Below are 25,085 nucleotides of genomic sequence, written 5' to 3'. Positions count from 1 at the left end.
AGAGAAGAGGAGCACAGAAGCGACCACAGGCGAAGGCGGACAGGGAACGAGCAGGCTGGTTGGCAGGAAGAGCGAGGAGTAGCCAAGGCCAAAGCAGGAGAGAGAGGGGTGGAAGGCCGGCCCGGCCAGGCTCCAAGGCCCTTGTGGCCCCTCCTGATAAGCTGTACGGTCAAAGCGGAGAGCTATGCAAACAGAAGTTCTGGGCGAGCGATACCAGCTATTAGACCCCATCGGTCGGGGGGGCATGGCAACCATCTACCGCGGGCGGGACCTGCGCATGGATCGCCCTGTGGCGATTAAGGTGCTACGCGAGGTCTACAGTACCGACCCGAAGTTTGTCACGCGCTTCCAGCGCGAGGCAAAGGCCGCCTCTGCCTTGCAGCACCCTAATATTGTCCAGGTGTACGACTACGGGCAGAGCGATGGGAACTATTATATCGTGATGGAGCTGGTCGAGGGCACAGACTTACGCCGCTATTTGCGCTCCCGCGGCGTGCTGGATGTGGAGCGCGCGGTGATTATCGCCCACGACGTTGCTCTCGGCCTCGGCGCCGCCCATCGCCGCGGCATCGTTCACCGCGATGTCAAGCCCCAGAATATCCTGGTCGGGCGCGATGGCTCGATTAAGCTGACCGATTTCGGTATCGCCAGCGTCTACAAGGATATCAATGCCGAGCGTCTCACAACAACGGGAATGACACTCGGTACGGTGCAATACTACGCACCAGAACAGGCTCAGGGCGAGATCGTTAGCCCAGCCGCCGATGTCTACGCGCTCGGGATCGTTATGTACGAGATGCTGACCGGGCGCACTCCGTTCGAGGGCGACACCCCGGTGGCTGTGGCCATGCAGCACATCCAGGACCCACCGATCCCCCCCAGCCACTATAATCCGGCTATTCCTCCTGCCCTCGAGGAGATTATTCTGCGCTGCCTGGAAAAGATCCCAGAGATGCGCTATCGCGATGGCAGTGCTCTGGCTCGCGCTCTGGAGGCCCTTGGCGAAACCGAGCTCGCAGAGCCTGTCGTCGATGTGGCTGCAGCACCAACCGTGGTCACTTCCCCTTACCGGCCCTCGTCCTCCGGCGTCGGGCATGGTCTGGTCAATGAGGCCCCTGCCGCAGCTGCTGCCCCTGGCTACGATCAGCGCCCCCTCCCTGGCGGCGCATTGGCAGCTTCTCCTTACGCCCCCCCCGAGGCAGCCCCCGCTCCCGGGCCTGCACCCTATGGGGGCTTTGTTCAGTCAGGCACCACTCGTCCTTTCCAGCGCGATGCGATCGCCGGTGAGCGAAGTTCACGCTTAGCTGGTATTATCACTGCTCTTATCCTTATCGCCACCGTCCTGCTCCTCGGCTTCAGCATCTATCTGGCTTCTATTTTGGGATTCGTGCCTTTTCTACACCTTTCTACCCAGGCAACTCCTGCCCCGCCCGAGGTGCCTGTTCCATCGCTGATCGGCCTCACCTACCAGCAGGCTCTGACCCGCGCAACCAATGCAGGCTTTACGCTGCAGGTCCACAACGGCCTGACCTCGGGCTACGTGGTTCGACAGTCGCCGCAGCCACCTGCCCTGGCCCCACGTGGCTCGACGATCCTGGTCGACTTGCAAGAGCGACCGACACGGGTCATTGTTCCCGATGGACTGGTGGGCAACACGCTGGCTGGGGCGGAACGCATTCTGCGTAGCCAGGGCATTCCCTTTACGGTCCAGTCCGACGGCACTGATCCCACAAAGCCAGCCAACTACGTTGACCGCACTTCGCCGAAGAGCGGCGAGGAGTTGCCCAACGGCCAGAGCGTGATTCTCTACGTGGTGAATCTCAGCACTGGCTCACCGACCTCCGTCCCAACGCCATCGCCGACGCCGTCACCAACACCATCGCCATCGCCGTCACCAACACCATCGCCATCGCCGTCACCAACACCATCGCCATCGCCGTCACCAACGGCCCACCCTCAGCCTTCGGTGACAGTACCACCCAGCTCCCCTTAGAGCCTGCGGGAGCGGGACAGGGCGCCGCCTGGCCGGTTCGCTTGAAGAGCACCGAGGGCGGTATGATCCTGAGCTGAGCTGCGCTACAGCGATCAGCAACCTGCCCATCAGGGACAAGAACAAGCAGAGCTGCAACGACAAGGGACTCCCCCAAGTAGGGGAGTCCCTTCTGTTCTTTGCTCCTGCCCCACGCGACACGTTGCTCCTTTGATCGCTTTCTTTCTCTCTCGCAATCTTTACCAGAACATTACCCTTTATCAATTAGCTGCAACAACGAGGGATCGAAGTCTCTTTTTCCTCGATGATTTTCCGACTGGCCAATGCGGGGAAGAAGGCGCTTGAGCAGGTCGTCTCTTTTGTGTTCTCACTCACATCCTGGTGGCGAGAGCGAGTCAGGCTCAACCCAGCTTAGCGAGAAGAGGGGGGCGAGGAGGAATGCAGGTAACGCTGATGGCGTTGCTGAAGATAGGCAATGAGCGCCATCACCCCAACGAAGAGGAATGTTCCACCATAGACAGCCAGCTCATGGTCCTGGAGGAAGCCGATGGCAGGATCGTTAATAACCAAATTGGCCGCCACCCAGGCCAGGATAAAACTGGCTACCAGAGTGAGGCCAGGGAGCCGGCTGAGCACCTCAGCAATCAGCGCACTGCCCAGAAGCAAGAGCAGAATGCTGGTCAGGAGACCGATAATGAGGACCGGGAGCTGTCCCTGGGCAATAGCGCCAATGGCAATCACATTATCCAGGCTCATGGTCACGTCGGCTACCACGATCGTGAGCATGGCCAGCACAAAGCTGGTATTTTCTGGCGAGAGGTGACGCTCCAGCAGGCGCCGCAGATGGGGAGCCTTGCCCAGCACGCTAGCCGGTCCCTCATTTAGTGGCTGAGTGACGCGCGAAGTCTCGCTCACCGGAGCTGAGCGGGCCAGGTTCGTAGCCTGACGCTCCTCCTTTTCCTCCGCCCGACTGAAAAAGAGACGGACGGCGATTGAGAGCACGACAAGACCGCCAATGGCCTGGAGATAAGGGATCTGCAGGAGCCAGGTAGCCAGAGCGGCGAAGGTAAGACGGAGGAAAATAGCCAGACCGCCCCCGAGAGACAGGGCTGCCCAGCGCCGTTGTCGTGGGATGCCCACAGTGGCCGCACCAATGACCAGAGCATTATCGCCACTCAAAGCAAGATCAACGAGAATAATACCGCCGACAGTGCTGAGAAACTGCAGCCAGGTCTGCGGCATCTCCAACCCCCTTCATGAGATCAAGAAGTCTATCACTGTTCCGCGCAGAGGCAGAATCATCGGCCAGCCAGGTCTGCTCAGCTCAGGACAGAGCGGAGCCAGGCCCACCATGCCCCAGAGACCGGCAGCTATGGGATCAGGTCGCTTAATCTCTCCGTTCTCTCTCCTCCTCGCGCGGGGACCATGCTTGCGGGCAATAAGCAGCCTGGCTACCTGGCCTGAGCTATGAGGCTAGCTCTGCAGTAAGGAACCGCATCTGCAATGCTTTTCCTTTTCTTACATAGTACCACGCGAGACGCAGTGCAGCAACACCGCATGATAGAATGCAAGGCGCGCACTCTTCCCCAGGAGGCAAGGGGAGCATGCGCCGTGACAGGCAGCTTCAAACAAAGGAGCATCAGGCCACCATGCTGACCGCCGTACTACGCAACGTCCTACTCACTCGTCCTTGTGGATTGACTTTCGACATCGACGGCACGCTCAGCCCCATTGCACCAACGCCTGAAGCAGCCAGCCTCTTTCCAGGCGTGGCCTCTCTGCTGGAACGCCTGCGCCCCTATGCCAGCGTGGCGGTGGTCACGGGCAGAGGAATCACCAGTGCCGCGGCCCTGGTAGGGGTCGACGAGATCACGTACATCGGCAATCATGGTTTAGAGTGGGCCGAGGGCCTCCCGGAGCACCATCCCATCAGGCTCCTTCCAGAGGCCGAAGCCTACCGCCTCCCCGCGCAGCGGTTGCTCGCGCTGGCAGAGCAGCACCTGGCATCAGCGCTACCCTGTGCGCAGATCGAATACAAAAGTATCGGCGGGACCATTCACTATCGCCGTTGCCCCGATCCTGTCCAGGCACGACAGCAGATCCTGGAGCTGCTGAGGGAGCCAGCGCAGGCGAGCGGCCTCCTGCTCACAGAAGGGAAGATGGCCGTCGAGCTGCGCGTACCCGGCCTGAATAAAGGTCAGGCTTTGCAGCGCTTCATCGAGCAACAGCAGCTACGTAGCGCGCTCTTCGCAGGAGATGATACCACCGACCTGGATGGAGTAGAGACCCTGATTCGCTTGCGTGAAGAGGGGATCTGCTCGACAGCCGTGACAATTGCTGTGCGCCACGCCGACACTCCTCCCCGGCTCTTAGAGCGGGCCGATCTCATCGTTGAGGGAGTGGCCGGCATGGCAGCCCTGCTAGAGGAAATGGTGACCTTTCTGGAGCTGGAGGGTGAGACTGGGGCGTCCTCGCCAGGCTGGCAGGAAAAGCGTGCGTAGTGGATGATCTCCACGCGCTTTTCTTGCCAGCCCGAAGACAGCGGCATCTAGCAGCAGGGTCATCCTGCTGAAAGGGATAACGGGCTGGGCGCAAGCTCGGGTTCACTTTCAGGCTCATCCCGTTCGCGCTGCCGCTCCTCATTCTCAGCAGCTAAACGGGCCAGATCGAGCAGCTCGTTAATATCTTCAATCTGTCGGGTCAGCCAGGTATGCAGATTGTTCTGCTCCACTATCTGCCGGGCCAGCTTGGCCCGCCGCTCACGCTCTTCCGGCGGGAGCGTCAGCGCAGTGTAGAGAGCCTCGGCGGTCTCGGCCACATCGAGAGGAGAGGTCGGAATCGCCGCCTTGCCAAGTTGCTGGAAGGCGCCAGCGGTGCGCGAAAGCACAAGCAGACCATTGCGCTTGTTGACCACCGCTCCCTCCTTGGCCACCAGATTCATCCCATCGATAATGGGGTTGACCAGCAGCACATCATAGAACTGCATGGCCGCCAATGCCCGTGTACGGTCGTTGTCGCAGAAGACCTCGATGGGCTTCCAGCTGGCATCTCCATAGCGGGCATTGATCTCTTCGACGAGCTTGAGCACCTCGCTGTTGAGCCGCTTGTATTCGGGCAGTGATTGACGTGAAGGAACAAGGAAGGCCAGGAATTTCACCTTCCCCCGTAGCTCGGGATGCTCCTCCAGCATCTGGGCATAAGCCTGGAAGCCACGGGGAATGTTCTTCGTCGGCTCGATGCGGTCGACGCGCATGATTGTCTGCTCCCCTAACAGGGGAAGAATCTTTTCGGCAGCGCGCCGTCCGGCCAGGCCCTGGACAATGCGTCGTTCCTCGGTCACCGAGATTGAAATCGGGTAGGCCCGCGCCAGTGTACGATGGCCTTGCCAGACAACGGTCCCTTCTTCAAAGTCGACTTCGGCTCCTTCGAGAACGGTCCGCGCCCCTTCCAGGAAATTGCGCGCATCGCGCTCGGTCTGGAAGCCGACGATGTCGTTGCCCACCAGGCCGCGATAAATCTCCTGCGTGATGTTACTGGGCAGGAAGTGCCAGCAACGGCTGTCTGGCCAGGGAATATGGATAAATTGCTGGGTAATAATGGTAGGGTGCCGCTCGCGGATCATGGCGGCTACCAGATAGAGGTGATAGTCGTGCAGCATGACCACCGGCATGGTCTCAGCACGCTCGATCTCGGCATTCACTGCCTCGGCAATGGCCTGGTTGGCCACCCGGTAGCCGTTCTTCCAGGCATCCTGCAGCCGCTGATAGTTGAAAGAGTCGCTGCTGGGGTCATACAGATAATGCTGCAGGAACCAGAGAACGCGGTTGCTGATGAGGTCGTAGTGCTTGCGGTAGGCCGTCTTGGGAATGACGACGTAGCGAAGCTGCATCTTGAGGTTTGGCAGCGGCGAGGGAATGCATCCGCTCTCAGCTTCAGCGCTGCGCGCCGCCAGACGGTCCCCTTCTGTCATCGCCATCGCCACCCAGGTGACCTCCATGCGGCTGGCCGCCTCGATGAGAGCCGTAACGACTCCTCCCGCTCCGCGCCGAGACTTCAAGACTTTATCTTGTGTAAGATAAAATTCAACGGGACCGCGGTTGGTCGCAATGATGAGACGATGCGCATGGAGTGGCTCCGCTTGCGCAGGATGCAGCGTTTTATGCGCAGACATAGGTTGGTCCTTTCTAACAGGTTGTTCGCGCTTCGGCTGCGACTTTCTGCTGCTCTTCATCTCTCTCGCTGTTTCGCTCGTTTGTCCGCTCCCTTCTTGTCCGGGCCAGGCCGGTGTGCGTTTTTCGCCGCCTACCTTCGCACTGAAGTACGAGAAGACAGAGGCGGCGAGAGAGAACGCAGACCTTTCTCTGCCCTCTTTAGGTGAGGCACGGTCAGCTACCTCTGTTGGAGACACCCTTATGTTATAGTAACATATTCGCTGAGGGAATGGGGGGCTTCTCTTCGCGGAAGCGGTTACCTGCCACAGGAGAGCACCCTTCCTCAGTATTTTTCATGACTCGGAACCAGGTTTTGAACAGGTTGAAAGTAACAAGAGGGCTTCGCTTATGATACGCACAGATGGGCGTTCTCAGACTCAACTACGCCCCCTACGTCTCACGGTTGACTATCTCGACTACGCCGAGGGTTCGGTGATCATCGAGGCCGGGCGCACACGGGTCCTCTGCGCCGCCACCGTCGAGGAGAAGGTCCCCCCTTTTCTAGAGGGCAGCGGGCGCGGCTGGGTCACCGCTGAGTATAGTATGCTGCCCCGGGCCACACAGTCCCGCACGCCACGCGAGCGCGAGGGACGCCTCAGCGGGCGCACCCAGGAGATTCAGCGCCTGATTGGTCGTTCGTTGCGAGCGGCTGTCGATCTGGAGGCCCTGGGGACACGGACCCTGATCCTTGACTGCGATGTGCTGCAGGCCGATGGGGGCACCCGCACTGCGGCCATTACCGGCGCCTTCGTGGCTCTTTACCGGGCGTGCAGCCGCCTGGTAGCAAGCGGCCTTTTATCCACTCATCCGGTACGCACTGCGGTGGCCGCCGTGAGCGTGGGGATCGTCGAGGGAGAGGCGCTGCTCGATCTCTGCTATGAGGAAGACGCGCGGGCCGAGGTGGATTTCAATGTAGTGATGACGGCCCAAGGCGACTTCGTCGAGGTTCAAGGTACCGGCGAGGGCGGGGTTTTTAGCCGCACACGCCTGGATGAATTGCTCTCGCTGGCCCAAGAGGGGATCAAGCAGCTGGTGGCATTCCAACAGCCGTATCTGCGCTAAACCGGACTCCTTCGGCCTTTCTCCCAGACTGGGCTGGGGAAGCTGCCTCTTGCTCCCCCCTTACCGTTTGAGGCAGCTGTCGGCGGTACTAAAGTACCGCTTCTTCGTTTCCGCAGGGGAGCCTGCTCCCTTGCCTCACTCGTGGCTCTGGTACAATAAAAATGGCAGTGATGTGGTGTGTCAGGATAGCCCAATATGCCCCTGTCTTGCCGGCAAAGCTTGCAGGCCCCAGGGGCCCATGTTAGAATCGTCCCGCAAATGGCTGAATGAGAGAGCTAGCTGCAGAAGGCCGCTCGTCTGCATGAGGTTCGCCGGAAGCCACACCGGAAGGCAAACAGAGCAACAGAGCAGCAGGAACGGGGGGGGCAAGCACGCCAGGAGATCCCCGCAGGTCTATGAACAGGCAGGTGCAAGACGGCAACAGGACAGCCGGCAGGCGAGCCAGATGATGAGAAGTAGCTCACTCGCCAGGAGCGGGGCTGAGCTGCAGGCTAAAGCTCATTCCCGGCAAGGTCCACCCGCTAGCTGGCTACAGGGAAGTGGGCAAGGGAGGAAGGCGGAGCGTTCCAGCAGCGAAGCAGGCAGGGTCAGCGCCGGTCGCCCACGAAAGAGGAGCGGAGGCAGAACAACAAGAGCTGGCCCGCAGGCAGGCAGACAGTCGGGGCCTGGCGATCTGGACGGCTCGCTCGCATGGTCCAACGGCGAGCAGTGAGCCGAGCGAAGGATAAGAGACAGCGGCATCGTAGTGTGATGTCAGAGGAGCGTATCTTGAAGAAGACAGAGCGTTCATGGTTCTGGCGTATCATCGATGTGATTAATCCTCTGCGCGATCCCAGCCTCACAGTAGCGGTTGTCCTGACCATTATTGAGGAGGCAGGACAGCACGATCCCTGGTACTGGATTGTGGTGGCCGGTCTGGTGAACTGGCTGGCGGTGCGCGGGCTGGTTTGGCTGCTGGTCAACTTTACCTTTGCCTGTACCTTTCTGGCACGCCGCCTGTGGTGGGCTATCAAGCACCCGCGGCTGGCCTGGCGCATCCTCGATGCGATCGGGCACGAGGAGATCGTGATCGGTGGTCTGCCTACCATTCCCGAGGGCATGCTGATGCCCGATGGCTCCTCGATCTTGGCCCTCAACCCCGCTTTCGGAGGGGTGACAGTGACGGGCGAGCTGGCTTCCCCACAAGGCCCGGTTCTCGGCCTGCCCGCAGGGCAAACAGGTCAGACAGGCCCTATGCCTCAATTTGGCCAGGGAGCCGCGGACTTCTCCAGCGTGCCCGGTAACTCTGGCTTCTTCCCCGGCGTGCAGCAGGCTCCCGCTTATTTCCAGAGCGGCTTCTATGGCCAGTCCGCTCCCTCCGCCGAGGGCCTGCCGCAAAGCGGCGGCTCGCAGTCCCACAGCGCCGAGGAGGAGCGCCTGCGCCAGCAGTTGGAGACGTGCATCCGCCTGATCGAGGATTGGGTTCAGTTTACAGAGGAAAAGTGGCGCACGGTCAGCGATAGCCAGCTCGGCTGGAAACCGCTGCGTGGACGCTGGTCCAGCTGGGACGACATTTTCCAGGATACCTTTGCCGCCCATACGTCTGATCCGCTGGCTCAGGCGGCCCAGGACGCCGGCGAGGCTAATGCGCGCCGCTTCGAAAGCGCTCGCGAAAAAGGCTCTGCCGCTTCCGCTGTCGCCTGCTTCCTGCGGGATATGATGACCTTGCGCCGCGGTATGGAGATGCTGCAGGCTACCGGCGGCCAGTTGCCGGAAACCTCGGCGATGCAGCCCGTCGTTCCTCATACGTCCCTCCGCTCTTTCGGCACCAGCGGCCCTCTGCGCGGCAATACCGGCTCCAGCTCCCCTGTGCGCAATTCCTTGATTCGCCGTCCCGCTCAGATCTTCGTGGACGCTGATACTGAAAAGTAGGATGGATATATAAGCCCATGCAACCATATGCCTCGCGTGTTGTTCAGGTCCGTCCAGAGATCGAACGTATTGCTCCCTATGTACCAGGAGAATCGTTAGAGGCTTTCTCTCAAAGAACTGGTATTCCTATCGAGCGCCTGATTAAGCTCAATAGCAACGAGAATCCGTATGGCCCTATCCCGCCGGTACTCGCCGCTCTGGGGCGGTACGTCCACTATAACAATTATCCCGATACCGACTCCACCGCTCTACGGCGGGCCCTGGCCGCCTTCACGGGCCTGGATGAGCGCTATATCGTGCTCAGCCACGGCAGTAATGAACTGATCAATCTGCTCTGGCACGTCTTCCTGTCGGTCGGGGACAATATTATCTGCTGCCCCCCTACCTTTACACTCTATACGACGGTGACGACGCTCTGCGGCGCCTACGTGATCGAGGTTCCGCGGACAGAGTCCTACGACCTCGATGTCGAGGCTATCCTCTCAGCCTTGACTCCCGAGACGAAGCTGATCGTGCTCTGTTCCCCCAACAATCCAACCGGGAATCTGGTGGCCCAGGATGATATTCTGCGCTTGTTGGAGACAGGGCGCATTGTTGTCGTCGATGAGGCCTACGTGGAGTTCTCGCAGCAGCCACGGGGCGTAGCCCATCTGGTGCCCGAGTACCCCAATCTGGTGGTGCTGCGCTCTTTCAGTAAGTGGGCTGGCCTGGCTGGACTGCGCATCGGCTACGGCCTCTTCCCTGAGTGGATCGCCAGCTACTTGCGGCGCGCTCAGTGCCCCTTTGAGGTGAATCTGGCCGGCCACATCGCCGCTATAGAGACGCTGGCCCACCTCGATTGCGTCTGGGAGCGCGTGCAGCTCCTGATCCAGGAACGTGAACGCCTCTTCCAGGTCCTGGCCTCTCAGCCGTATCTGGCGCCGGTCCCTTCCCAGGGGAACTTTATTATGGCGCGCGTCTGCGATGAGGAAATTACGGTGGAGGACATTCGGGCCAGCGTTGAGGCATACGGCATTCTCCTGCGCTATTTCCAGCATCCATACCTGCAGAATGTCTTGCGGGTAACCGTGGGCCTGCCAGAGCATACCGATCTGCTGGCACGCGCTCTGGCTGAGGTGAGCCCTGGCAGAGCACGATCCGGCGCTAACGGCGCTGGCTGAGTCCTCTCTGACTGCTTGACCTAGTGGCCGGCCTGGATCTGGATACCTGCCTTGACTTCCCCTGGTACCGGGGGAGAAGAGGAAGGGATCAGCCAGGTCTGGCAGGTCGGCAACTGCTGTTAATGTTGGGTTACGCTACGCTCCTTCATCGGTCAACTGCTCTTTCTATCCTCTTCTTTGCGATGGGCATTCCAATCGTCCCATGCCTTTCGGTCATTTTGACCGCCAGAAGGTGATTTACGCGCTCGCCTGATAGATTGCCTGTCTGGCAGCCTGTCTGTCTGCCAAGAAAATGCTTGCCCACGACCAGCGGCGCGCGTTACAATACAGCCGGCAATGATGGGCAACGCCGCGCTATCATCGATTGTTTGTCTGGCAGTAAGACGCTAAGATTTGAGCAGAGTTGAGAGAGGTAGGTATTGTTCTATGCCTGGTGTGAGCAGAGAAAGTACGGTCATTGCGAACCTGGTGGCTCGCGAGATCCTCGATTCGCGAGGCAACCCAACGGTCCAGGTGGAGGTCTGGTTGAAAGGTGGGGCTCGCGGTGTCGCGGCGGTTCCCTCCGGCGCTTCCACTGGCGCCCACGAGGCAGTTGAGCTGCGCGATGGCGACCGCCAGCGCTATGGCGGCAAAGGTGTGCTGACGGCAGTCCAGCATGTCAATACGACGTTGCGGGAAGCGCTGGTCGGCCAGGATGCCACAGATCAGGTGGCTCTCGATGGCCTGATGGTCCAACTCGATGGCACGCCAAACAAAGGAAAGCTCGGTGCCAATGCGATTCTCGGCGTCTCTCTCGCCCTGGCCCACGCGGCGGCCAATGCAGTTGGTCAGCCGCTTTATCGTTATTTGGGCGGGGTGTCGGCCAGTGTCTTGCCCGTTCCAATGATGAATATCCTCAACGGGGGGAAGCACGCCGACAACTCCGCCGATATGCAGGAGTATATGATTCTTCCAGTAGGGGCCCGCTCCTTCCGGGAGGCGCTGCGCATGGGAGCTGAGGTCTATCAGAGCTTGAAGAAGGTCTTGCATAGCAAGAAGTATAATACGAATGTCGGCGATGAGGGGGGCTTCGCTCCTTCGCTTAGCTCGAACCGCGAGCCGCTGGAGCTGCTGCTGACAGCCATCGAGGCGGCTGGCTACCGTCCCGGCGTCGATATCTGTCTCGGTATGGACCCTGCCGCCAGCGAGCTGTATCAGGATGGGAAATATGTGTTGGCCCGTGAAGGCCGCACGCTCTCGTCCGCCGAGATGGTCGACCTCTATGAGCAGTGGGTCAACGAGTATCCTGTGATCTCGATCGAGGACGGCCTGGCAGAAGATGACTGGGAAGGCTGGTCGCTGCTCTGTCAGCGCCTGGGCGGACGGGTGCAGTTGGTCGGCGACGATCTGTTCGTGACAAATACAGCCCGTCTGAAGCGCGGGATCGAGGAGCGCGCCGCCAATTCAATCCTGATTAAGCTCAACCAGATCGGAACCCTGACGGAGACGCTGGCAGCCATCGAGATGGCAAAGCGCGCTTCGTTCACGGCGGTGGTTTCCCATCGCTCGGGCGAGACAGAGGATACGACGATCGCCGACCTGGTGGTCGCCACCAACGCGGGCCAGATTAAAACAGGAGCTCCTGCTCGCAGTGAGCGTGTGGCCAAGTATAATCGCTTGCTGGTGATTGAGGAAGAACTGGGCGAGCGCACGGCTCATTATGCAGGCTTTGGGGCTTTCTATAATGTTCCAGGACTCTACGCGCGAATGTAGAGGGGCGATGCAGAGACGCTCGTTCGCAGCGCACGGAAGAGTGAGGAAGAAGCAATGACACAGAGTACAGCACAGTTACCACGGGTGGCAGGCGCCGGTGAACGGCGCACGATCCGCCTGATCCATTATAATGTGACCTACTATGTCTACGGGGCCGAGCATGGCACCGATGGGGCGCTGGTCCTGCTCCATGATGTGCTGGCGGGGGCCTTCGCCTGGCGCGAGGTGATCCCCCTCTTGACCAGCAGCGGGCGCGCGATCTATGTGCTGGACCTGCTGGGCCACGGCCTCTCTGATCATCCCTGGCCGGCTGATACCTCGGTCTGGGGCCACGCTGACTACCTGGCGATGTTCCTGGAAGCCCTCCAGTTGACTAATGTGGTGCTGGTGGGCCACGGCCTCGGCGGCGGCGTGGCTCAGATTCTAGCGACCCGCCTGAGTCGCGAGCGTGTGGCGGGTCTGGTGCTGATCGACACGGTCTGCTATTTGCATGCCTTTGCCGAGGATTGGCCGCTGCCACAAATGAAGGAGCGCCAGGAGTACGATGCTCCTAAGCGCGCCAGCGCTGAGGATGTGCTGCGCGATCTGCGCGCCGCTCTGCCCGCCGCATCAACGCGGCCTGAGCAGTTTAAGCAGCAGATGCTCGATGACTTCGTGAACCATTGGAATAGCGAGCTGCACAAGGAAGTCCTTTATCAGCACATCCGTAACCTGATCCCCTCTTATGTTAATTCGGTGGCCAGTGATCTGCCGCGTGTGGGAAAGCCTGTGTTGATCATCTGGGGGGAGGAAGATCGGCAGTTTCCCGTGAAGGATGCCCAGCGTCTGCATCGGGAGGTCCCGGGTTCGCAGTTGATCATTATTCCCCAGGCCGGCCATCTGGTACTCTTCGATGCGCCAGAGGCTGTGGCGCGGGCCATTCGAGACTTCCTGTCCTCTCTGTCAACACGCGCCTAGCTTCGGCCTCAGGTTGCCGCCCTGAGACAGACAGAGAGTGTGTGTGTGGTCTGGCCCGAGGAGGCCCAGGCCACCGTCTCGTGTGCTCTGCGTTGCCGCCTCCTCTCTCTGCTGCCTATCAGGATAGGGAGGGAGGCGGCAATGGTGGCCTGGGCGCTCTCTGTTTTCAGGCGCAGCGATGAATGTCAATCCCACCTGACTCCTGGCGGTAGGTTTCGTAGCAGCGCAGGTAGCTCTGAAGAGCTTGCAAGTAGGCATCATAGAGGCGCTCTAGCTCGATGGGTGAGGCGCCGCGCTCGTCGGCCACGACCATATCGTGCCAGAGCCTGTGCATGCGCTTTTCGGCATACTGCAGTTGCTTAAAGGACATGAGCAATCCTCGCTAGTGTACGTGTACGCTAGGAAGCTTTACGACTTTCGTTGCGCTGGCGATATTCGCGGCTCAGCTGCAGAATCAGCTCCCGGGCCGCCGCGTAGTTCCAGGAAGCCAGGTCATTTGGCTCCGACTTGCCGAGAGTATCGCAGAGCTTGCGGATGCTGGCGAGCTGCTGGTCGGTGATTGGGCCGTGCTCGCTGTCGCTGCCGTTGCCCGATCGCGGTGAGGTGCGCTGGCGAGATGGGGAAACAGCAGGGACGGCAGCCCCGCGCGCGTTGGAGGAGGCAGCCTCCGGCTCAGAGGCCGCCGTGGCCTCCGGGGCGTGCTCGCCTGTAGAGTGGGGAGCAGCCCGTTCGACGGGACTGTCGACGATACGATGCTCTTCATCCAGCTCCGGGGCAAACTGGGTTCCGAAACCGAGCGCGGCAAGGGCGCGCCCAATGGCGCCCGTCTCAGCCTTCTCGATGAAATCGGGAAAGCTGGCGGCCTTCTCTGACTTAGTACCTGTGGCAACGCCTCCCTTGCCATCCCTGACAACGGCACGGAAGATGACAAAACCCCTGGCCCGGCGAACCATCTTTTCGTTGCGCCGGGTCTCACTGTTGTAGCCGTAATACTCCTCCTCGGTCTCACGCTCCAGATCCAGGTGCACCATCTCGGTTTCAATGGTCCCCTGGGGACAGAGTTCACGAAACCAGACGAGCCGCCACTGGACAGGCAGGTAGTCGCGCAGCTCGCCACGATTGCCGCTTCTGATCTGCAGCAGGTGCTCGCTTGGGTTGAAACGTGGACGCTGCTCCTCACGGCTCTGGGAATGAGAGTGCTCACCAAGAGATGTCATAGACAATGTCTCCTCTTTCTGACTGTTCCTCGCCCTGCGCCTGACTGGCTGGCCTCCTTGAACGACCTCGCCGGACGCTGTGCAAATCGTTGCGGTGAGAGCGAGCCGAGTCGCCCAGGCACTTCACGAGCACCCGTAGCTCGACTGCTCAGGAGATCCAGATCTAGAATTTATGTTCTAGTATTGTACCCGGCAGAGGAGCCTCTGTCAAGCTAGCTGCTTGCTTAGCGAGAGAGGGGTGCCCAGCGGCCAGATCAGGTGCTCCAAAGAATCGTTCCAAGAGGAGAGGGTCAAAGTGGAAGGGCATTTTGATCAAGAGAGGACAAAAGATGATCTTTTTCGAGCCAAGGAGAATTATTCGTCGGCTGGCAGGAAGAGCGTGAAGCCGGGATGATGCTGCTCCCAGAGCCGTAGACGCTGGTAGAGCTGCGTTTTCAAGAAATAGCAATATTCATAGGCCAAGCGTAGACTCTTCTGAAGCATCTCGGGACGAAGCTCACCACTATTATGGGTCCCCAAGACCTTGTGGAGGGCAAGAGAGAGAACAGCCAGTAGGTCATGACCACAGCAGACCTGCCATCTAGGCCAGGCTCCCTCCCAGGTTACCCCTCTTAACCCGCGCCTCTACACCTCTGTCACACTGTGACTCTTGTTCTACTCACTATACGTGAACAGCACCGGCCTGTCAAGCAAGGAGACGGCAATTTTCCTGTGTTATAATGAAGAGTGTCCTGCTCAATCATTGAGTAGGGGAAGCACGCAGAGAGCAACAGACAGAGGACGGGAAGCATCATGAGTGCCATTAGCCCCACAGCCGTCTACGAGGCCATTCAAGCAGCGCTGCGACGAGGCGAGCGCGTTGGCATTGCCACTGTGGTCAAGACCATCGGAGCCGCACCCTGCGATATCGGGGTCCGCATGCTGCTCCATGCCGATGGCAGCGCTAGCGGCAGCTTTGGCGGAGGGCGCGCCGACGAGCAGGCCATCAAAGCCATGCAGCAGGCTCTCCAGGAAGGGCGCTCGTTCCTCACTCACATTCACATCGACCCCGACGAAGCCGTCGGCAGCTGTGGCGCAACCCTGGAAGTCTTTGTCGAGGCCATCTCGCCGGAGCCACGACTGATCATTGCCGGGGCCGGCCATGTGGCTCAGGCGCTAGCGCGCTTCGCCGCCGACCTCGACTTTCGCATTGTGGTAATAGACGACCGTCGTGATCTGGCAGACCCGCGTACCTTTGGCGAGCGCGTCCAGCTCGTCTTCGGAGACATCGCTCAGACCATTCGAGAGCTGCGACCGGACGCCTCAACCTGGGTAGTCATTGTCACCCGCGGGCACCGGCTTGACGAGGAGGCCCTGCGCGCCGCAGTGGAAAGCGAGGCTGCCTATGTGGGTATGATCGGCAGTGCCGGCAAAATCCGCAACATCTTTCGCAATTTGCTCAAGGCAGGCATCCCTCGCGAGCGCCTTGAGCAGGTACACACGCCTATCGGCCTGGATATTGGTGCTGTCACTCCCCAAGAGATCGCGCTCAGCATCGCCGCCGAGCTGGTGATGACCAGGCGCGCGGGTACCAAAGGCACAGGGGTCCCACTCAAAACGCTGCACCACTTGATTGAGGAAGTCGCGCCTGTGAATGCCTGAGTGAGCGCGCTCGGCAGTGGCGGAGCGGCAGCCAGCGAGTGGGCGCGGTCCTGCTCGTCGCTCCGGGAAGGGTGGCAGTCGCTTTCCGATCCTGATTTCCCTCAAGACGCCCGCTTGTGATACGATGGCAGGAGAGACAGCACCTGGCCAGCCCTGTCAGCAACGGCCAGTTTCCTGCCAGGGTTTGCCTGTTCCTCCAGATCAGGCCCCCGGCAGCCGCTGACTCCCAATCGGCTGATCACACTATCGGGGTTTTTCGGGAAGGATATGCTATGCTGCGAAGCGAGCATTCGAGGATTCTTTCGGCGTTGCTCCTCTGCCTGCTCATCTTGAGCGCCTGTGGCAGCGCCGGCTCCGCCATTCCCTCATCTTCAGCTCGCACCGTCCCTACGCCATCGCCAACCAGCACAGCCAGCGCCCCCCCCAGTGCCAGCGGCACGGCGGGAGCGGCGCACCACTACCGCAGCCATCTCCTCCTGCGCGGTTATGGCAGACCCGATGACCTTGCCCTTGATACGCAAGGCAACCTCTTCTTCAGCGACGCCTATAACGGCACCATCAACCGTCTTAATCGCGATGGCACAGTGAGCGTGCTCGCGCGCGGCCTGGCGGCGCCAGAAGGGCTGGTTGTGCTCCAGAATGGTACAATCATCATAGCGGAACAGCGCACCAACCGCCTGCTGTTGTTGATGCCGGGGGCGCAGATGCCACTGGTCTTGCGTACTCTGCCAGGCACACCGGGCAGCCAGCCGTGCAAAGCAGGGATCGATGGCATTGCTTTCGATCGCACAACCCAGACCCTGATTGTACCAGATAGCCCCACCGGCGAGGTCTATCGCATGAGCCTGGATGGCCGCACACTGCAGCCACTGGCGAGCGGCATCGCGCGCCCGGTCGGGGCCACTGTTGATGGGGCGGGCAACGTCTATGTGGCTGATGAATGTGGGCAGGCGGTCTGGCGCATCAGCCCCAACGGACACAAGGTTCGCTTCGGCGGCTTCGGCATGCCGGACGATGTGGCCTGGGATGGGCACGGCAACCTGCTGGTGATAGATCTGGCACCAGCCGTGCACGCGCTGATCCGCTTGCAGCCAGCTACCGGCCAGCGTGAAACGCTGGCGAGCCAGGGCTTCATCGAGCCACAGGGACTGGTCATCGACCAACATGACCATATCTACGTGGCCGATGATTATGCAAACATGATCGTGGAGTTTACACCGACATGAGTAAGCTGCTCTCTATGACCGAGGCGATCAGACGCTATGTCCACGACGGGGCTTCGATAGCACTGGGCCTGGCCCTAGAACCGTGCATCCCCTTCGCTGCGGGCCACGAGATCATTCGCCAGGGACGCCGCAACCTGACTTTGATCGGACCAATCTCGGATATCCTCTTCGATCAACTGATCGGGGCCGGCTGCGTGGCCAAGATTCAAGCGGCTTGGGTAGGTAATGTCAGTGAGGGCCTCGGCCACTGCTATCGACGAGCAACGGAGCAAGCCCAGCCTCGTCCCATCGTCACCGAGGACCACAGCAATTTCTCGATCGGTCTGGCCCTGCGCGCTGCCAGCCTGGGCGCTCCCTTTATCCCCACACGTTCGCTCCTGGGGAGCGACCTCCCGCGCAAAAATCCTACCTTTCTCCAGACTACCTCGCCTTTCGATGGCAGTCCCTTGCTGCTCGTCCCAGCTCTGCAACCTGACCTGACTATCCTGCACGTCCAGCGCAGCGATGAGGATGGCAATGCTCATCTCTGGGGCAGCCTTGGCATCTGCCAGGAGGCTATGCTGGCTGCCCGTCAAGTCATCATCGTCGCTGAAGAGATCGTAGCACGCGAAGTCATCATAAGCGATCCCAACCGCGTCATTGGACCCTCATACAAGGTCTGTGCGGTCGTCCACGAGCCGTGGGGCGCCCATCCCTCAGCAGTGCAGGGCTACTATGACCGCGACCACCAGTTCTATCACGAGTACCATACTCGCACCCGCACACCAGAGGGTTTCCAGCAGTGGCTGGAGGAGTGGGTGCTTGGCCTCTCGACACGCCAGGAGTATCTGGCGAAGCTGGGTGAGGCTCGCCGGGGCACTCTGACTGTCAAGGAGCACCGCTATGCCGCTCCCGTCGACTATGGCTACTGATCAATCTGAGCGAGCGAACGAGCGAACGCTCGGGTTTGGTGAGACCCTCTGCTCTCGCGCTGGCAGTCCGGCCCAGGAAGGACACAGCCAGCTTCCTTCGTGTCGTCAGCTCTGGTCGGGAAGGAGCAGCGCAAGAGAGCAATCAGAGAAGGAGGAAAAAGGGCAATGGAGTATACGCCTCGTGAGCTGATGGTCGTTTGTGCCGCGCGCCAGATCCGCGATGGCGAGCGGGTTTTCGTTGGCATGCGTCTGCCACTGCTAGCCTTCGCCCTGGCCAAGCGCACCCATGCCCCTCACTGTGTTGGTATTTTCGAAACTGGTCTGATCCGCGATACACCGGCCCGCGAGCTGCTCTACACGATGGGCGATGCGCCCAATATCTGCGGAGCGCTCTGGGCCACCAGCACCATTAGCGTTATCGGCCTGATGGCCGCCGGCGAAATCGAGCTTGGTTTCATCGGCGGCGCCGAAATCGATCGCTATGGGAACCTCAACACGTCGCTGATCGGCGACTGGCGGCAGCCGCGCGTCCGACTGCCCGGCAGCGGCGGCGGCGCTGATATTGCCTCGCTGGCCCAGCGTCTGGCGATCATCATGCCCCATGAACGGCACCGCCTGCGCGAGCGGGTCGATTTTGTGACCAGCCCGGGCTATGGCTACCCTGATGAGCACGGTCCTGCCGGCGTGGCCTGGCGCCAGCGCGTAGGCTTGCCGCGCGGCGGACCAGCAGTATTGATCACCACGCTGGCCGTCTTCACCTTTGATCCAACCACTGGCGAGGCCCTGCTGCAGTCCTACCACCCCGGCAGCAGTATCGAGCAGGTCCAGGAGCAAACTGGCTGGCCGCTGCGCCTGGCCCCCGACTGCGCCGAAACAGTCCCGCCAACGCCAGAAGAGCTGCGCGTGATTCGTGAGTGCGACCCACACGGCGTCTGGACTAGCTGATTTTTGGCTCGCTGGTCAGTGACCAGCGAGCGCAGGCAGGCCCTTTTCACGCCTCACCAGTTCGTCAGTTCGTCAGTCAGTTCGTCAGCCAGCCAGCCAGCCAGCGCACCTCACGCTGATCTCGTCCAAATGACCGCTCCCGCGCTGGCTTGTAACTCAGATAAAGGCAACGAGGAGAGAAATGACAGCCTACCAATACATTCTGGTTGAACGTGATGAGCGAGTGGGCATTGTCACACTCAATCGGCCCACCAAGCTGAACGCCCTCAATACACAGCTCGTCGCCGAGCTGAGCACCGCCCTGGAAGATCTCGACCGCGACGAGGCCATTCGCAGCATCGTCATCACCGGCGCCGGTGAGCGCGCTTTCGCTGCTGGAGCCGACATCGAAGAGATGGCCGACAAGTCGCCGATTGATATGCTTTTAAGCGGCTTCGAAGCCTGGGAGCGCATCCGGCGGATCAAAAAGCCTCTCATCGCCGCAGTCAACGGCTACGCTCTCGGAGGAGGCTGCGAATTGGCCCTGCACTGCGATATCATTGTAGCCTCCGAGAACGCCCGCTTCGGTCAGCCGGAGATTCTCCTGGGGATTATCCCGGGCGCCGGCGGCACCCAGCGCCTGGCGCGCACCCTTGGCAAGTACCGCACGATGGAGATGGTTCTCCTGGGAAACCAGATCAGCGCTCGCGAGCTGGCCGAGCTGGGCCTGGTCAACCGCGTGGTACCCCAGGGCGAGCATCTCAAAGAGGCCCTGAAGATCGCCAAAGAGCTGGCCGAGCGTCCTCCCATCGCCGTCCGACTGGCCAAGGAAGCCGTGCTGGCAGCCTTCGAAACCCCGCTGGAAGAGGGCCTGGAGGCCGAGCGCAAAAACTTCTTCCTGCTCTTCTCCAGCGAAGACAAGCGCGAAGGAATGCGCGCTTTCCTCGAAAAGCGTCGCGCTCAGTTCCAGGGACGCTGAGCGGATCGAACGGGCCAGCTCTGGCCTGGCTGGCACTGGCTCCTGAAGAGAGGGCGCAGCCAGACCAGACCAGACCAGACCTGGCCAGACCAGACCAGACTTCATCAGGCTCCGTGAGAGACTGAGTTGTCTCACATCGCCGTCAACGGAGAATCAGCAGTAACCCGAGAGGAGGCCGCAGCTATGGAAGAAGCGGTAATCGTCTCAGCAGTGCGTACCCCCATCGGGCGCTACGCCGGAGCGCTCAAAGATGTGCGTCCCGATGATATGGCGGCCCTGGTGATCGCCGAAGCCATTCGCCGTGCCGGCATCGAGCCAGGCAGCGTCGAAGACGTCGTCCTGGGTTGCGCAAACCAGGCGGGCGAAGACAATCGCAACGTGGCCCGTATGGCCTTGCTCCTGGCCGGCTTGCCAATCCATGTGGCCGGCCAGACCGTCAATCGGCTCTGCGGCTCCGGTCTCCAGGCGATCAACAGCGCCGCCCAGGCGATCCAGGTTGGCGCCGGTGACACCTTTGTCGCCGGCGGAGTTGAGAGCATGACCCGTGCCCCCTTCGTCCTGGGCAAGGCCGAGAGCGCCTTTAGCCGCAATGCCACCCTCTACGACACAACCCTGGGCTGGCGCTTCATCAATCCCAGGCTCGCCGCAATGCACCACCCGTACAGCATGGGCGAGACGGCGGAGAACGTCGCCGCGCGCTACGGCATCAGCCGTGAGGAACAGGACCGCTACGCCCTGCGTAGTCATCAGCGCGCCGTTGCCGCCCAGCAGGATGGACGCTTCGCCGAGGAGATCGTTCCGGTGCCAGTACCGCAGAAAAAAGGGGAACCAGCGCTAGTGAGCAAAGATGAGCACCCCCGTCCCGATACGTCGCTGGAAAAGCTGGCCGCGCTCAAGCCTGCTTTCCGCGAAGGGGGAACGGTTACCGCAGGCAATTCAGCCGGCATCAACGACGGGGCGGCGGCGCTGGTCATGATGAGCGAGAGCCGGGCACGCTCCCTGGGACTGCGCCCACGGGCCCGGATCGTCGCCACCGCGGTCGCTGGCGTCGATCCGGCCTATATGGGCCTGGGACCAATTCCCGCGACACGTAAGGCGCTGCAGCGCGCCGGACTGAGCATCCACGATCTCGACCTGATTGAGCTGAACGAGGCTTTCGCTGCTCAGGTGCTGCAGTGCGTGCGTGAGCTGGAAATCGATGAAGAGAAGCTCAATGTGAACGGCGGTGCCATCGCCCTGGGTCACCCTCTCGGTTGCAGCGGCGCGCGCATCATGGTCACGCTCCTGCATGAGCTAGAGCGACGAGGCGGGCGCTACGGACTGGCAACCATGTGCATCGGCGTTGGCCAGGGGATCGCCACCGTCATCGAGCGTCTCTAAGGTTGCTTCACGCCTGAATGCCCTCCCTGAGCAAGAGGAATCCTCGGGGCAAGAGCAGCGAGCGAATAGGGAGAAACCAGGGAGGGGCCAAGTTCTAGAAGAAGAAGAAGAAGAAGAAGAAGAAGAAGATAGCGACAATGAAGGGGGCGCCCAGAGCAGGCCGGGCTGGGCGCCCTTTACTCTTCCTGCGCGGCCTCTGCCTGTCCGGCGGTCTCAGCCGCTGCCGCTCCCTCGGCATCAGCAGCGTCCTGATCGATCACGCGCACGGTAATGCGCGGGACAAGACTGCGGGCCACTCTGACCGGGACCTCAAAGGTGCCGATTGACCGAATCGGGCTGGACAGATCAATGAGGCGACGATCAATCGTCAGGCCCTCGGCCTGGCGGAGGCCGTCGGCAATATCCTGACTTGTCACCGAGCCATAGAGCCGCCCGTTGCGTCCCACACGCGCCTTGAAGGTCAGGGAGACCTGGCTCAGACGCTCGGCAAGCTGACGGTTGAGCTGCTCTTGCTTCTCCAGCCGGCGCCGCTCCGCCGCCACACGCTGCTCACGATTGGCCAGCAAGGCCGGTGTGGCACCGGCAGCCAGCTTGCGCGGCAGCAAATAATTGCGCGCGTAGCCATTGGCGACCTCTTTCACATCGCCGGCTTTGCCCAGCCCCGCTACGTCCTGAAGGAGAATGACTTTCATCGCTCGTACTCAAAACTCCTGGAACAGGGAGAAGAGCAGCGCCCCAGCTGCCAGGGCAGTGAGCGCCTGCCTTCCCCGCAGTATTGGCTAGTGGTCTGTTCCCGAGAAGTATACACCTTCTCACGGGGAAGCGCAAGCCGCACCTTGCAGAAAGGCCCTTTGCCGGCGCGCCAGCCAGGAGGGGCGCGCTCGCCAGCGCCCCTCACTACAGCGCTACGGCTAACAGCCTCACGCTGATCGAGAGAGCACAGCCCCCACCACAGGCGAGAGGCACAGATCGGCCTTTCGCCCAAGAGCCTCATCACTGCAGGGAAGAGCCATAGAGAACATAGGAGGCAGCCGGGTCCTACAAACAAGGCCAGGCGCCGGGCAACCAGAGCAGGCCAGCGCCAGAACCTCACTCAGATCGGGTGGTCAGGGACTGGCGATCGGACAGGGAATCGAGCGGGACACCTTCGAGCGTCGTCTCGATCAGGTAGCGAACAACAGCCAGAAAACTGTGCGTCTCGTTCCAGATAGCGATCTGGCGATCAGCGCCAGTACCACGGGGATCATCGAGCAGGAAGCGCAGATAATTGATCTCGCGGCGTGTGCCCAGATCGTCGAGGACATCATCGACAAAGTCGAGCAGCTCATGGATGGCATCGCGCATGGGCAGAGTGCGATGGTTCACGAAATCAATAACCTGAGCATCCAGGCCATAGCGCATAGCGCGCCACTTGTTCTCTTCCAGGTAATCGCGAGGCATCACATGAAGCCCCATCCCATGCTTGTAAAGCCAGGTCAGCTTCGCCACGAGCGCCTGGCAGAGCGCCGCCAGCGCCAGCGTATCTTCGATGGTCGCAGGCATATCGAAGACGCGAAACTCCAGCGTCTTAAAGAACGGATGGGGACGGAGATCCCACCAAATCTTTTTCGCATTATCGATGCAGCCACTTTCAATGAGCGCCTGCACATAGTGATCAAAATCGCCCCAGCTTGGGAAGACCTCCGGCAGGCCGCTACGTGGGAAACGCTTCCAGACGACAGCACGATACGACTTCAGGCCAGTGAAGCGGTTGCCCCAGAAAGGCGAATTGGACGACAGCGCCAGCAGATGAGGCAGCCAGGTACGGACCTGGTTCATCAGCGCAATGGCGATGTCGTTGTTCTCGACGCCGATATGGACATGGAGGCCAAAGATGAGAATCGAGCGACCTACATCCTGAAATTCCTCTTCAAGCTCGATATAGCGGGGATGGTTCGATCGCTGCTGCTCCTGCCACAAGCCGCCCGGATGCGTGCCAGCACTTACCAGGGCCAGGCCCTCCTGGCTCACCAGCCGCGCCAGTCGGGCACGCAGCTGCTGCGTCTCCAGACGCGCTGCGGTGATGTTGGGATAGATCGGACTGATCAGCTCAATTGTGGACTGCAACATCTCGGGCTTGAGCTGTTCACCAAATTGGGAGGCTCCTTTCTCAAGAATGGTGTGGACGCCGGGCATAAGGCGGCCCGTCTGGGGGTCGACAAGCTGGAACTCTTCTTCAATTCCGATGGAAGGAGTAGGCAGCTGAAATGTTCGGAACATATGTCCTCCTCAGCGTTGAAGGAACAAGCAACCGGCTGGCAAGGTACACTCCCTAACTGGGGCCAGCATGGCCAGCAATCAGCCATGCTGGAACACGCTGCTTATATTGTACCAGAAATCGATCATTTTCACCAGATATCGTATTGGTGGAGATAAAAGCAGGTGCTGAGGGAAGAAGAGGGTCAGCCGACATCTTGCATGCGGCAGCCGGGCCAGTCAGCAGCGGATCGGGCCGGAGCCAGTCCAGCCCGACCCGGTCGTTCGCTGCGGGCCTGCAGGCCCCTGGGCCTACAGGACGAAAGCGTAGGGCAACAGCTCCTTGACCGTCAAGCTTTCTTCCAGCCCATCGATATAGACGGTCGCCTGTGGGGCCAGATCGGCCAACCATTGGCGACAGGCCCCACAGGGAGTACGCGCCGAAGCGGGAGCGGAAGGCGGCGCATCAATACAGGCAACCGCCACATGCGTGATCTGGCGCGCACCCGCGCTGAGGGCGGCAGCCAGGGCCGCGCGCTCCGCGCAGAGCGTCAGCCCATAGCTGGAGCTCTCGATATTCACCCCGCGATAGAGCTGGCCATCGGCCACCACAACCGCGCCAACCCGGAAATGGGAATAAGGCGCATGGGCCTGCAGAGCTGCCGCCCGCGCCTGCGCCAGCAACGCCTCGCGTCCTGGCGTGCTGGATTGGGCACTCGTCATACTGCTCGTGCTCCTTCCTCTGGCGATCTGCTTGTTGCCCCTCCCTGGTAGAAGAGAGAAGCGACACCTGCTGACCCCGCCTCGCCTCACGCTGCCTTTGTCCAGCGCCTGCCTCTCTGATCTGGTCGCCGCAGCGCTGGACCCCGGCGCCGGGGGTCCAGGATTGGCACGACGAGGTAGCCAATCAGGTGACTGGTCATAGCCCAGATTGTATCATGCTGTTACTCCCCTCAGCACAGCCCGTTACTAGCAGTGAAAGAAAGCTCGACCGGCTAGCTATAGCCACGAACACACGCCGATCCGTCCCCCTTGGGGGAGAAGAGCAGCTACAGGCTTGCAAATCAGGAGGAAAGACACGTGAAGATCCTGGTAGCGGATGACGACCGCGATATGGTGGACATCCTGAGCTACTGGCTCAAAGGGCATGGCTACGAGGTAGTGCGCGCCTTCGATGGCGAGCAGGCGATCAAGCGCTGGCGCGAGACACTGCCCGACCTGGTGATCCTGGATGTTGAGATGCCCAAGATCGACGGTTTCGAGGTCTGCCGCCAGATGCGCAATGAGACCAACTCGATGGTGCTGATTCTGACAGCCCATGATCAGGAGGAGGATGAGATCCGCGGGCTGGAGTTGGGGGCCGACGACTACCTGCGCAAGCCCTTTAGCCCGCGTCAGTTGCTGGCGCGGATTAAGGCGATTCTGCGCCGGGCCTCGAATGTGCGCGGCTCCGCCAGTTCGTCAACAATCACGGTGGGACCGTTCTCGCTGGATGCCATGCGCCATGAGGTGGTGCGCGATGGCTTGAA

The 25,085-nt window shown here is 60.8% G+C and carries 21 protein-coding genes; 14 read left to right on the top strand and 7 right to left on the bottom strand.

Annotated features, from left to right (window positions below; translation table 11 throughout):
• Window positions 1–184 precede the first annotated feature (184 nt).
• A complete protein-coding gene (gene pknB, locus BGC09_RS16420; protein ID WP_069805324.1) occupies window positions 185–1,993 on the top strand; it encodes a Stk1 family PASTA domain-containing Ser/Thr kinase in 1,809 nt (602 codons plus the stop codon).
• Between the two features lie 408 nt (window positions 1,994–2,401).
• Here pknB and BGC09_RS16415 read toward each other — a convergent pair whose 3' ends face one another.
• Window positions 2,402–3,232, bottom strand: coding sequence for a TerC family protein (locus tag BGC09_RS16415; protein WP_069805323.1), 831 nt, complete (start codon window positions 3,230–3,232; stop codon window positions 2,402–2,404).
• Between the two features lie 362 nt (window positions 3,233–3,594).
• Between BGC09_RS16415 and otsB the strand changes: the two genes are divergently transcribed.
• Complete coding sequence (gene otsB / locus BGC09_RS16410; protein ID WP_069805321.1) at window positions 3,595–4,491, top strand: trehalose-phosphatase; 897 nt, start codon at window positions 3,595–3,597, stop codon at window positions 4,489–4,491.
• A gap of 59 nt (window positions 4,492–4,550) precedes the next feature.
• On the opposite strand, the gene BGC09_RS16405 is transcribed toward otsB, so the two are convergent.
• Window positions 4,551–6,161: an alpha,alpha-trehalose-phosphate synthase (UDP-forming) gene (locus BGC09_RS16405; protein ID WP_069805319.1), complete on the bottom strand. Its 1,611-nt coding sequence runs from the start codon at window positions 6,159–6,161 to the stop codon at window positions 4,551–4,553.
• A gap of 391 nt (window positions 6,162–6,552) precedes the next feature.
• Between BGC09_RS16405 and rph the strand changes: the two genes are divergently transcribed.
• From rph to BGC09_RS16380, 5 genes are all read left to right on the top strand, one after another.
• Window positions 6,553–7,263, top strand: a complete 711-nt coding sequence (gene rph / locus BGC09_RS16400) for a ribonuclease PH (RefSeq protein WP_176728954.1) — start codon at window positions 6,553–6,555, stop codon at window positions 7,261–7,263.
• Between the two features lie 768 nt (window positions 7,264–8,031).
• On the top strand, window positions 8,032–9,174 hold the full coding sequence (locus tag BGC09_RS16395; protein ID WP_141727826.1) for a hypothetical protein: 1,143 nt from the start codon (window positions 8,032–8,034) through the stop codon (window positions 9,172–9,174).
• A gap of 17 nt (window positions 9,175–9,191) precedes the next feature.
• Entirely contained in the window at window positions 9,192–10,334 is a 1,143-nt protein-coding gene (hisC, locus tag BGC09_RS16390) for a histidinol-phosphate transaminase (protein ID WP_069805314.1), read from the top strand.
• A 426-nt stretch (window positions 10,335–10,760) separates the two neighbouring features.
• Entirely contained in the window at window positions 10,761–12,086 is a 1,326-nt protein-coding gene (eno, locus tag BGC09_RS16385; protein WP_069805311.1) for a phosphopyruvate hydratase, read from the top strand.
• 54 nt (window positions 12,087–12,140) lie between these two features.
• Window positions 12,141–13,043, top strand: a complete 903-nt coding sequence (locus BGC09_RS16380; protein ID WP_069805309.1) for an alpha/beta fold hydrolase — start codon at window positions 12,141–12,143, stop codon at window positions 13,041–13,043.
• 166 nt (window positions 13,044–13,209) lie between these two features.
• Here the strand turns inward: BGC09_RS16380 and BGC09_RS16375 are convergent, their stop codons facing one another.
• Together BGC09_RS16375 and BGC09_RS16370 are read right to left on the bottom strand one after the other, a co-directional pair.
• Window positions 13,210–13,413 carry a hypothetical protein gene (locus BGC09_RS16375; RefSeq protein ID WP_069805307.1) on the bottom strand — a complete coding sequence of 68 codons (204 nt, stop codon included), beginning with the start codon at window positions 13,411–13,413 and terminating at the stop codon, window positions 13,210–13,212.
• Window positions 13,414–13,441: 28 nt separating this feature from the next.
• A complete protein-coding gene (locus tag BGC09_RS16370) occupies window positions 13,442–14,260 on the bottom strand; it encodes a hypothetical protein (protein WP_069805305.1) in 819 nt (272 codons plus the stop codon).
• A gap of 792 nt (window positions 14,261–15,052) precedes the next feature.
• Here BGC09_RS16370 and BGC09_RS16365 point away from each other — a divergent pair.
• From BGC09_RS16365 to pcaF, 6 genes are all read left to right on the top strand, one after another.
• Window positions 15,053–15,901: an XdhC family protein gene (locus BGC09_RS16365; RefSeq protein ID WP_069805303.1), complete on the top strand. Its 849-nt coding sequence runs from the start codon at window positions 15,053–15,055 to the stop codon at window positions 15,899–15,901.
• 272 nt (window positions 15,902–16,173) lie between these two features.
• Window positions 16,174–17,127, top strand: coding sequence for an NHL repeat-containing protein (locus BGC09_RS16360; protein ID WP_069805301.1), 954 nt, complete (start codon window positions 16,174–16,176; stop codon window positions 17,125–17,127).
• Window positions 17,124–18,038 (top strand): CoA transferase subunit A, encoded by a 915-nt coding sequence (locus BGC09_RS16355; RefSeq protein WP_069805299.1) that lies wholly within the window; start codon window positions 17,124–17,126, stop codon window positions 18,036–18,038. The genes BGC09_RS16360 and BGC09_RS16355 overlap by 4 nt, the downstream gene beginning before the upstream one ends.
• Before the next feature lie 165 nt (window positions 18,039–18,203).
• A complete protein-coding gene (locus BGC09_RS16350; protein WP_084659011.1) occupies window positions 18,204–18,983 on the top strand; it encodes a CoA-transferase subunit beta in 780 nt (259 codons plus the stop codon).
• A 181-nt stretch (window positions 18,984–19,164) separates the two neighbouring features.
• The gene (locus BGC09_RS16345; protein ID WP_069805297.1) at window positions 19,165–19,941 is read left to right on the top strand and encodes an enoyl-CoA hydratase-related protein; all 777 of its coding nucleotides are present in this window, start codon (window positions 19,165–19,167) and stop codon (window positions 19,939–19,941) included.
• Between the two features lie 183 nt (window positions 19,942–20,124).
• A complete protein-coding gene (pcaF, locus tag BGC09_RS16340) occupies window positions 20,125–21,321 on the top strand; it encodes a 3-oxoadipyl-CoA thiolase (RefSeq protein ID WP_069805295.1) in 1,197 nt (398 codons plus the stop codon).
• A gap of 176 nt (window positions 21,322–21,497) precedes the next feature.
• Here the strand turns inward: pcaF and rplI are convergent, their stop codons facing one another.
• The 3 genes from rplI to BGC09_RS16325 all read right to left on the bottom strand — a co-directional run bounded on the left by rplI (window position 21,498) and on the right by BGC09_RS16325 (window position 24,279).
• Window positions 21,498–22,013: a 50S ribosomal protein L9 gene (gene rplI, locus BGC09_RS16335; RefSeq protein ID WP_069805293.1), complete on the bottom strand. Its 516-nt coding sequence runs from the start codon at window positions 22,011–22,013 to the stop codon at window positions 21,498–21,500.
• A gap of 397 nt (window positions 22,014–22,410) precedes the next feature.
• A complete protein-coding gene (locus tag BGC09_RS16330; protein ID WP_069805291.1) occupies window positions 22,411–23,580 on the bottom strand; it encodes a carboxylate-amine ligase in 1,170 nt (389 codons plus the stop codon).
• Window positions 23,581–23,868: 288 nt separating this feature from the next.
• A complete protein-coding gene (locus BGC09_RS16325; protein WP_069805289.1) occupies window positions 23,869–24,279 on the bottom strand; it encodes a cytidine deaminase in 411 nt (136 codons plus the stop codon).
• Between the two features lie 357 nt (window positions 24,280–24,636).
• Here BGC09_RS16325 and BGC09_RS16320 point away from each other — a divergent pair.
• The coding region (locus tag BGC09_RS16320) for a response regulator transcription factor (protein ID WP_141727825.1) at window positions 24,637–25,085 on the top strand (449 nt) is incomplete at its 3' end.

The organism is Thermogemmatispora onikobensis (assembly GCF_001748285.1).
Lineage (GTDB): Bacteria > Chloroflexota > Ktedonobacteria > Ktedonobacterales > Ktedonobacteraceae > Thermogemmatispora > Thermogemmatispora onikobensis.
This window is presented reverse-complemented; position numbering and strand designations above follow the sequence as displayed.

Excerpts from the sequence above, each read along its gene's own strand:
- BGC09_RS16375 (WP_069805307.1), bottom strand. The coding sequence starts at position 13,413 with ATGTCCTTTAAGCAACTGCAGTATGCCGAAAAGCGCATGCACAGGCTC.
- pknB (WP_069805324.1), top strand. The coding sequence starts at position 185 with ATGCAAACAGAAGTTCTGGGCGAGCGATACCAGCTATTAGACCCCATC.
- BGC09_RS16405 (WP_069805319.1), bottom strand. The coding sequence starts at position 6,161 with ATGTCTGCGCATAAAACGCTGCATCCTGCGCAAGCGGAGCCACTCCAT.
- hisC (WP_069805314.1), top strand. The coding sequence starts at position 9,192 with ATGCAACCATATGCCTCGCGTGTTGTTCAGGTCCGTCCAGAGATCGAA.
- BGC09_RS16370 (WP_069805305.1), bottom strand. The coding sequence starts at position 14,260 with ATGACATCTCTTGGTGAGCACTCTCATTCCCAGAGCCGTGAGGAGCAG.
- rplI (WP_069805293.1), bottom strand. The coding sequence starts at position 22,013 with ATGAAAGTCATTCTCCTTCAGGACGTAGCGGGGCTGGGCAAAGCCGGC.
- BGC09_RS16365 (WP_069805303.1), top strand. The coding sequence starts at position 15,053 with ATGAGTGCCATTAGCCCCACAGCCGTCTACGAGGCCATTCAAGCAGCG.
- BGC09_RS16345 (WP_069805297.1), top strand. The coding sequence starts at position 19,165 with ATGACAGCCTACCAATACATTCTGGTTGAACGTGATGAGCGAGTGGGC.
- eno (WP_069805311.1), top strand. The coding sequence starts at position 10,761 with ATGCCTGGTGTGAGCAGAGAAAGTACGGTCATTGCGAACCTGGTGGCT.
- BGC09_RS16415 (WP_069805323.1), bottom strand. The coding sequence starts at position 3,232 with ATGCCGCAGACCTGGCTGCAGTTTCTCAGCACTGTCGGCGGTATTATT.
- pcaF (WP_069805295.1), top strand. The coding sequence starts at position 20,125 with ATGGAAGAAGCGGTAATCGTCTCAGCAGTGCGTACCCCCATCGGGCGC.
- BGC09_RS16330 (WP_069805291.1), bottom strand. The coding sequence starts at position 23,580 with ATGTTCCGAACATTTCAGCTGCCTACTCCTTCCATCGGAATTGAAGAA.
- BGC09_RS16325 (WP_069805289.1), bottom strand. The coding sequence starts at position 24,279 with ATGACGAGTGCCCAATCCAGCACGCCAGGACGCGAGGCGTTGCTGGCG.
- BGC09_RS16360 (WP_069805301.1), top strand. The coding sequence starts at position 16,174 with ATGCTGCGAAGCGAGCATTCGAGGATTCTTTCGGCGTTGCTCCTCTGC.
- BGC09_RS16380 (WP_069805309.1), top strand. The coding sequence starts at position 12,141 with ATGACACAGAGTACAGCACAGTTACCACGGGTGGCAGGCGCCGGTGAA.
- BGC09_RS16350 (WP_084659011.1), top strand. The coding sequence starts at position 18,204 with ATGGAGTATACGCCTCGTGAGCTGATGGTCGTTTGTGCCGCGCGCCAG.
- otsB (WP_069805321.1), top strand. The coding sequence starts at position 3,595 with ATGCGCCGTGACAGGCAGCTTCAAACAAAGGAGCATCAGGCCACCATG.
- BGC09_RS16355 (WP_069805299.1), top strand. The coding sequence starts at position 17,124 with ATGAGTAAGCTGCTCTCTATGACCGAGGCGATCAGACGCTATGTCCAC.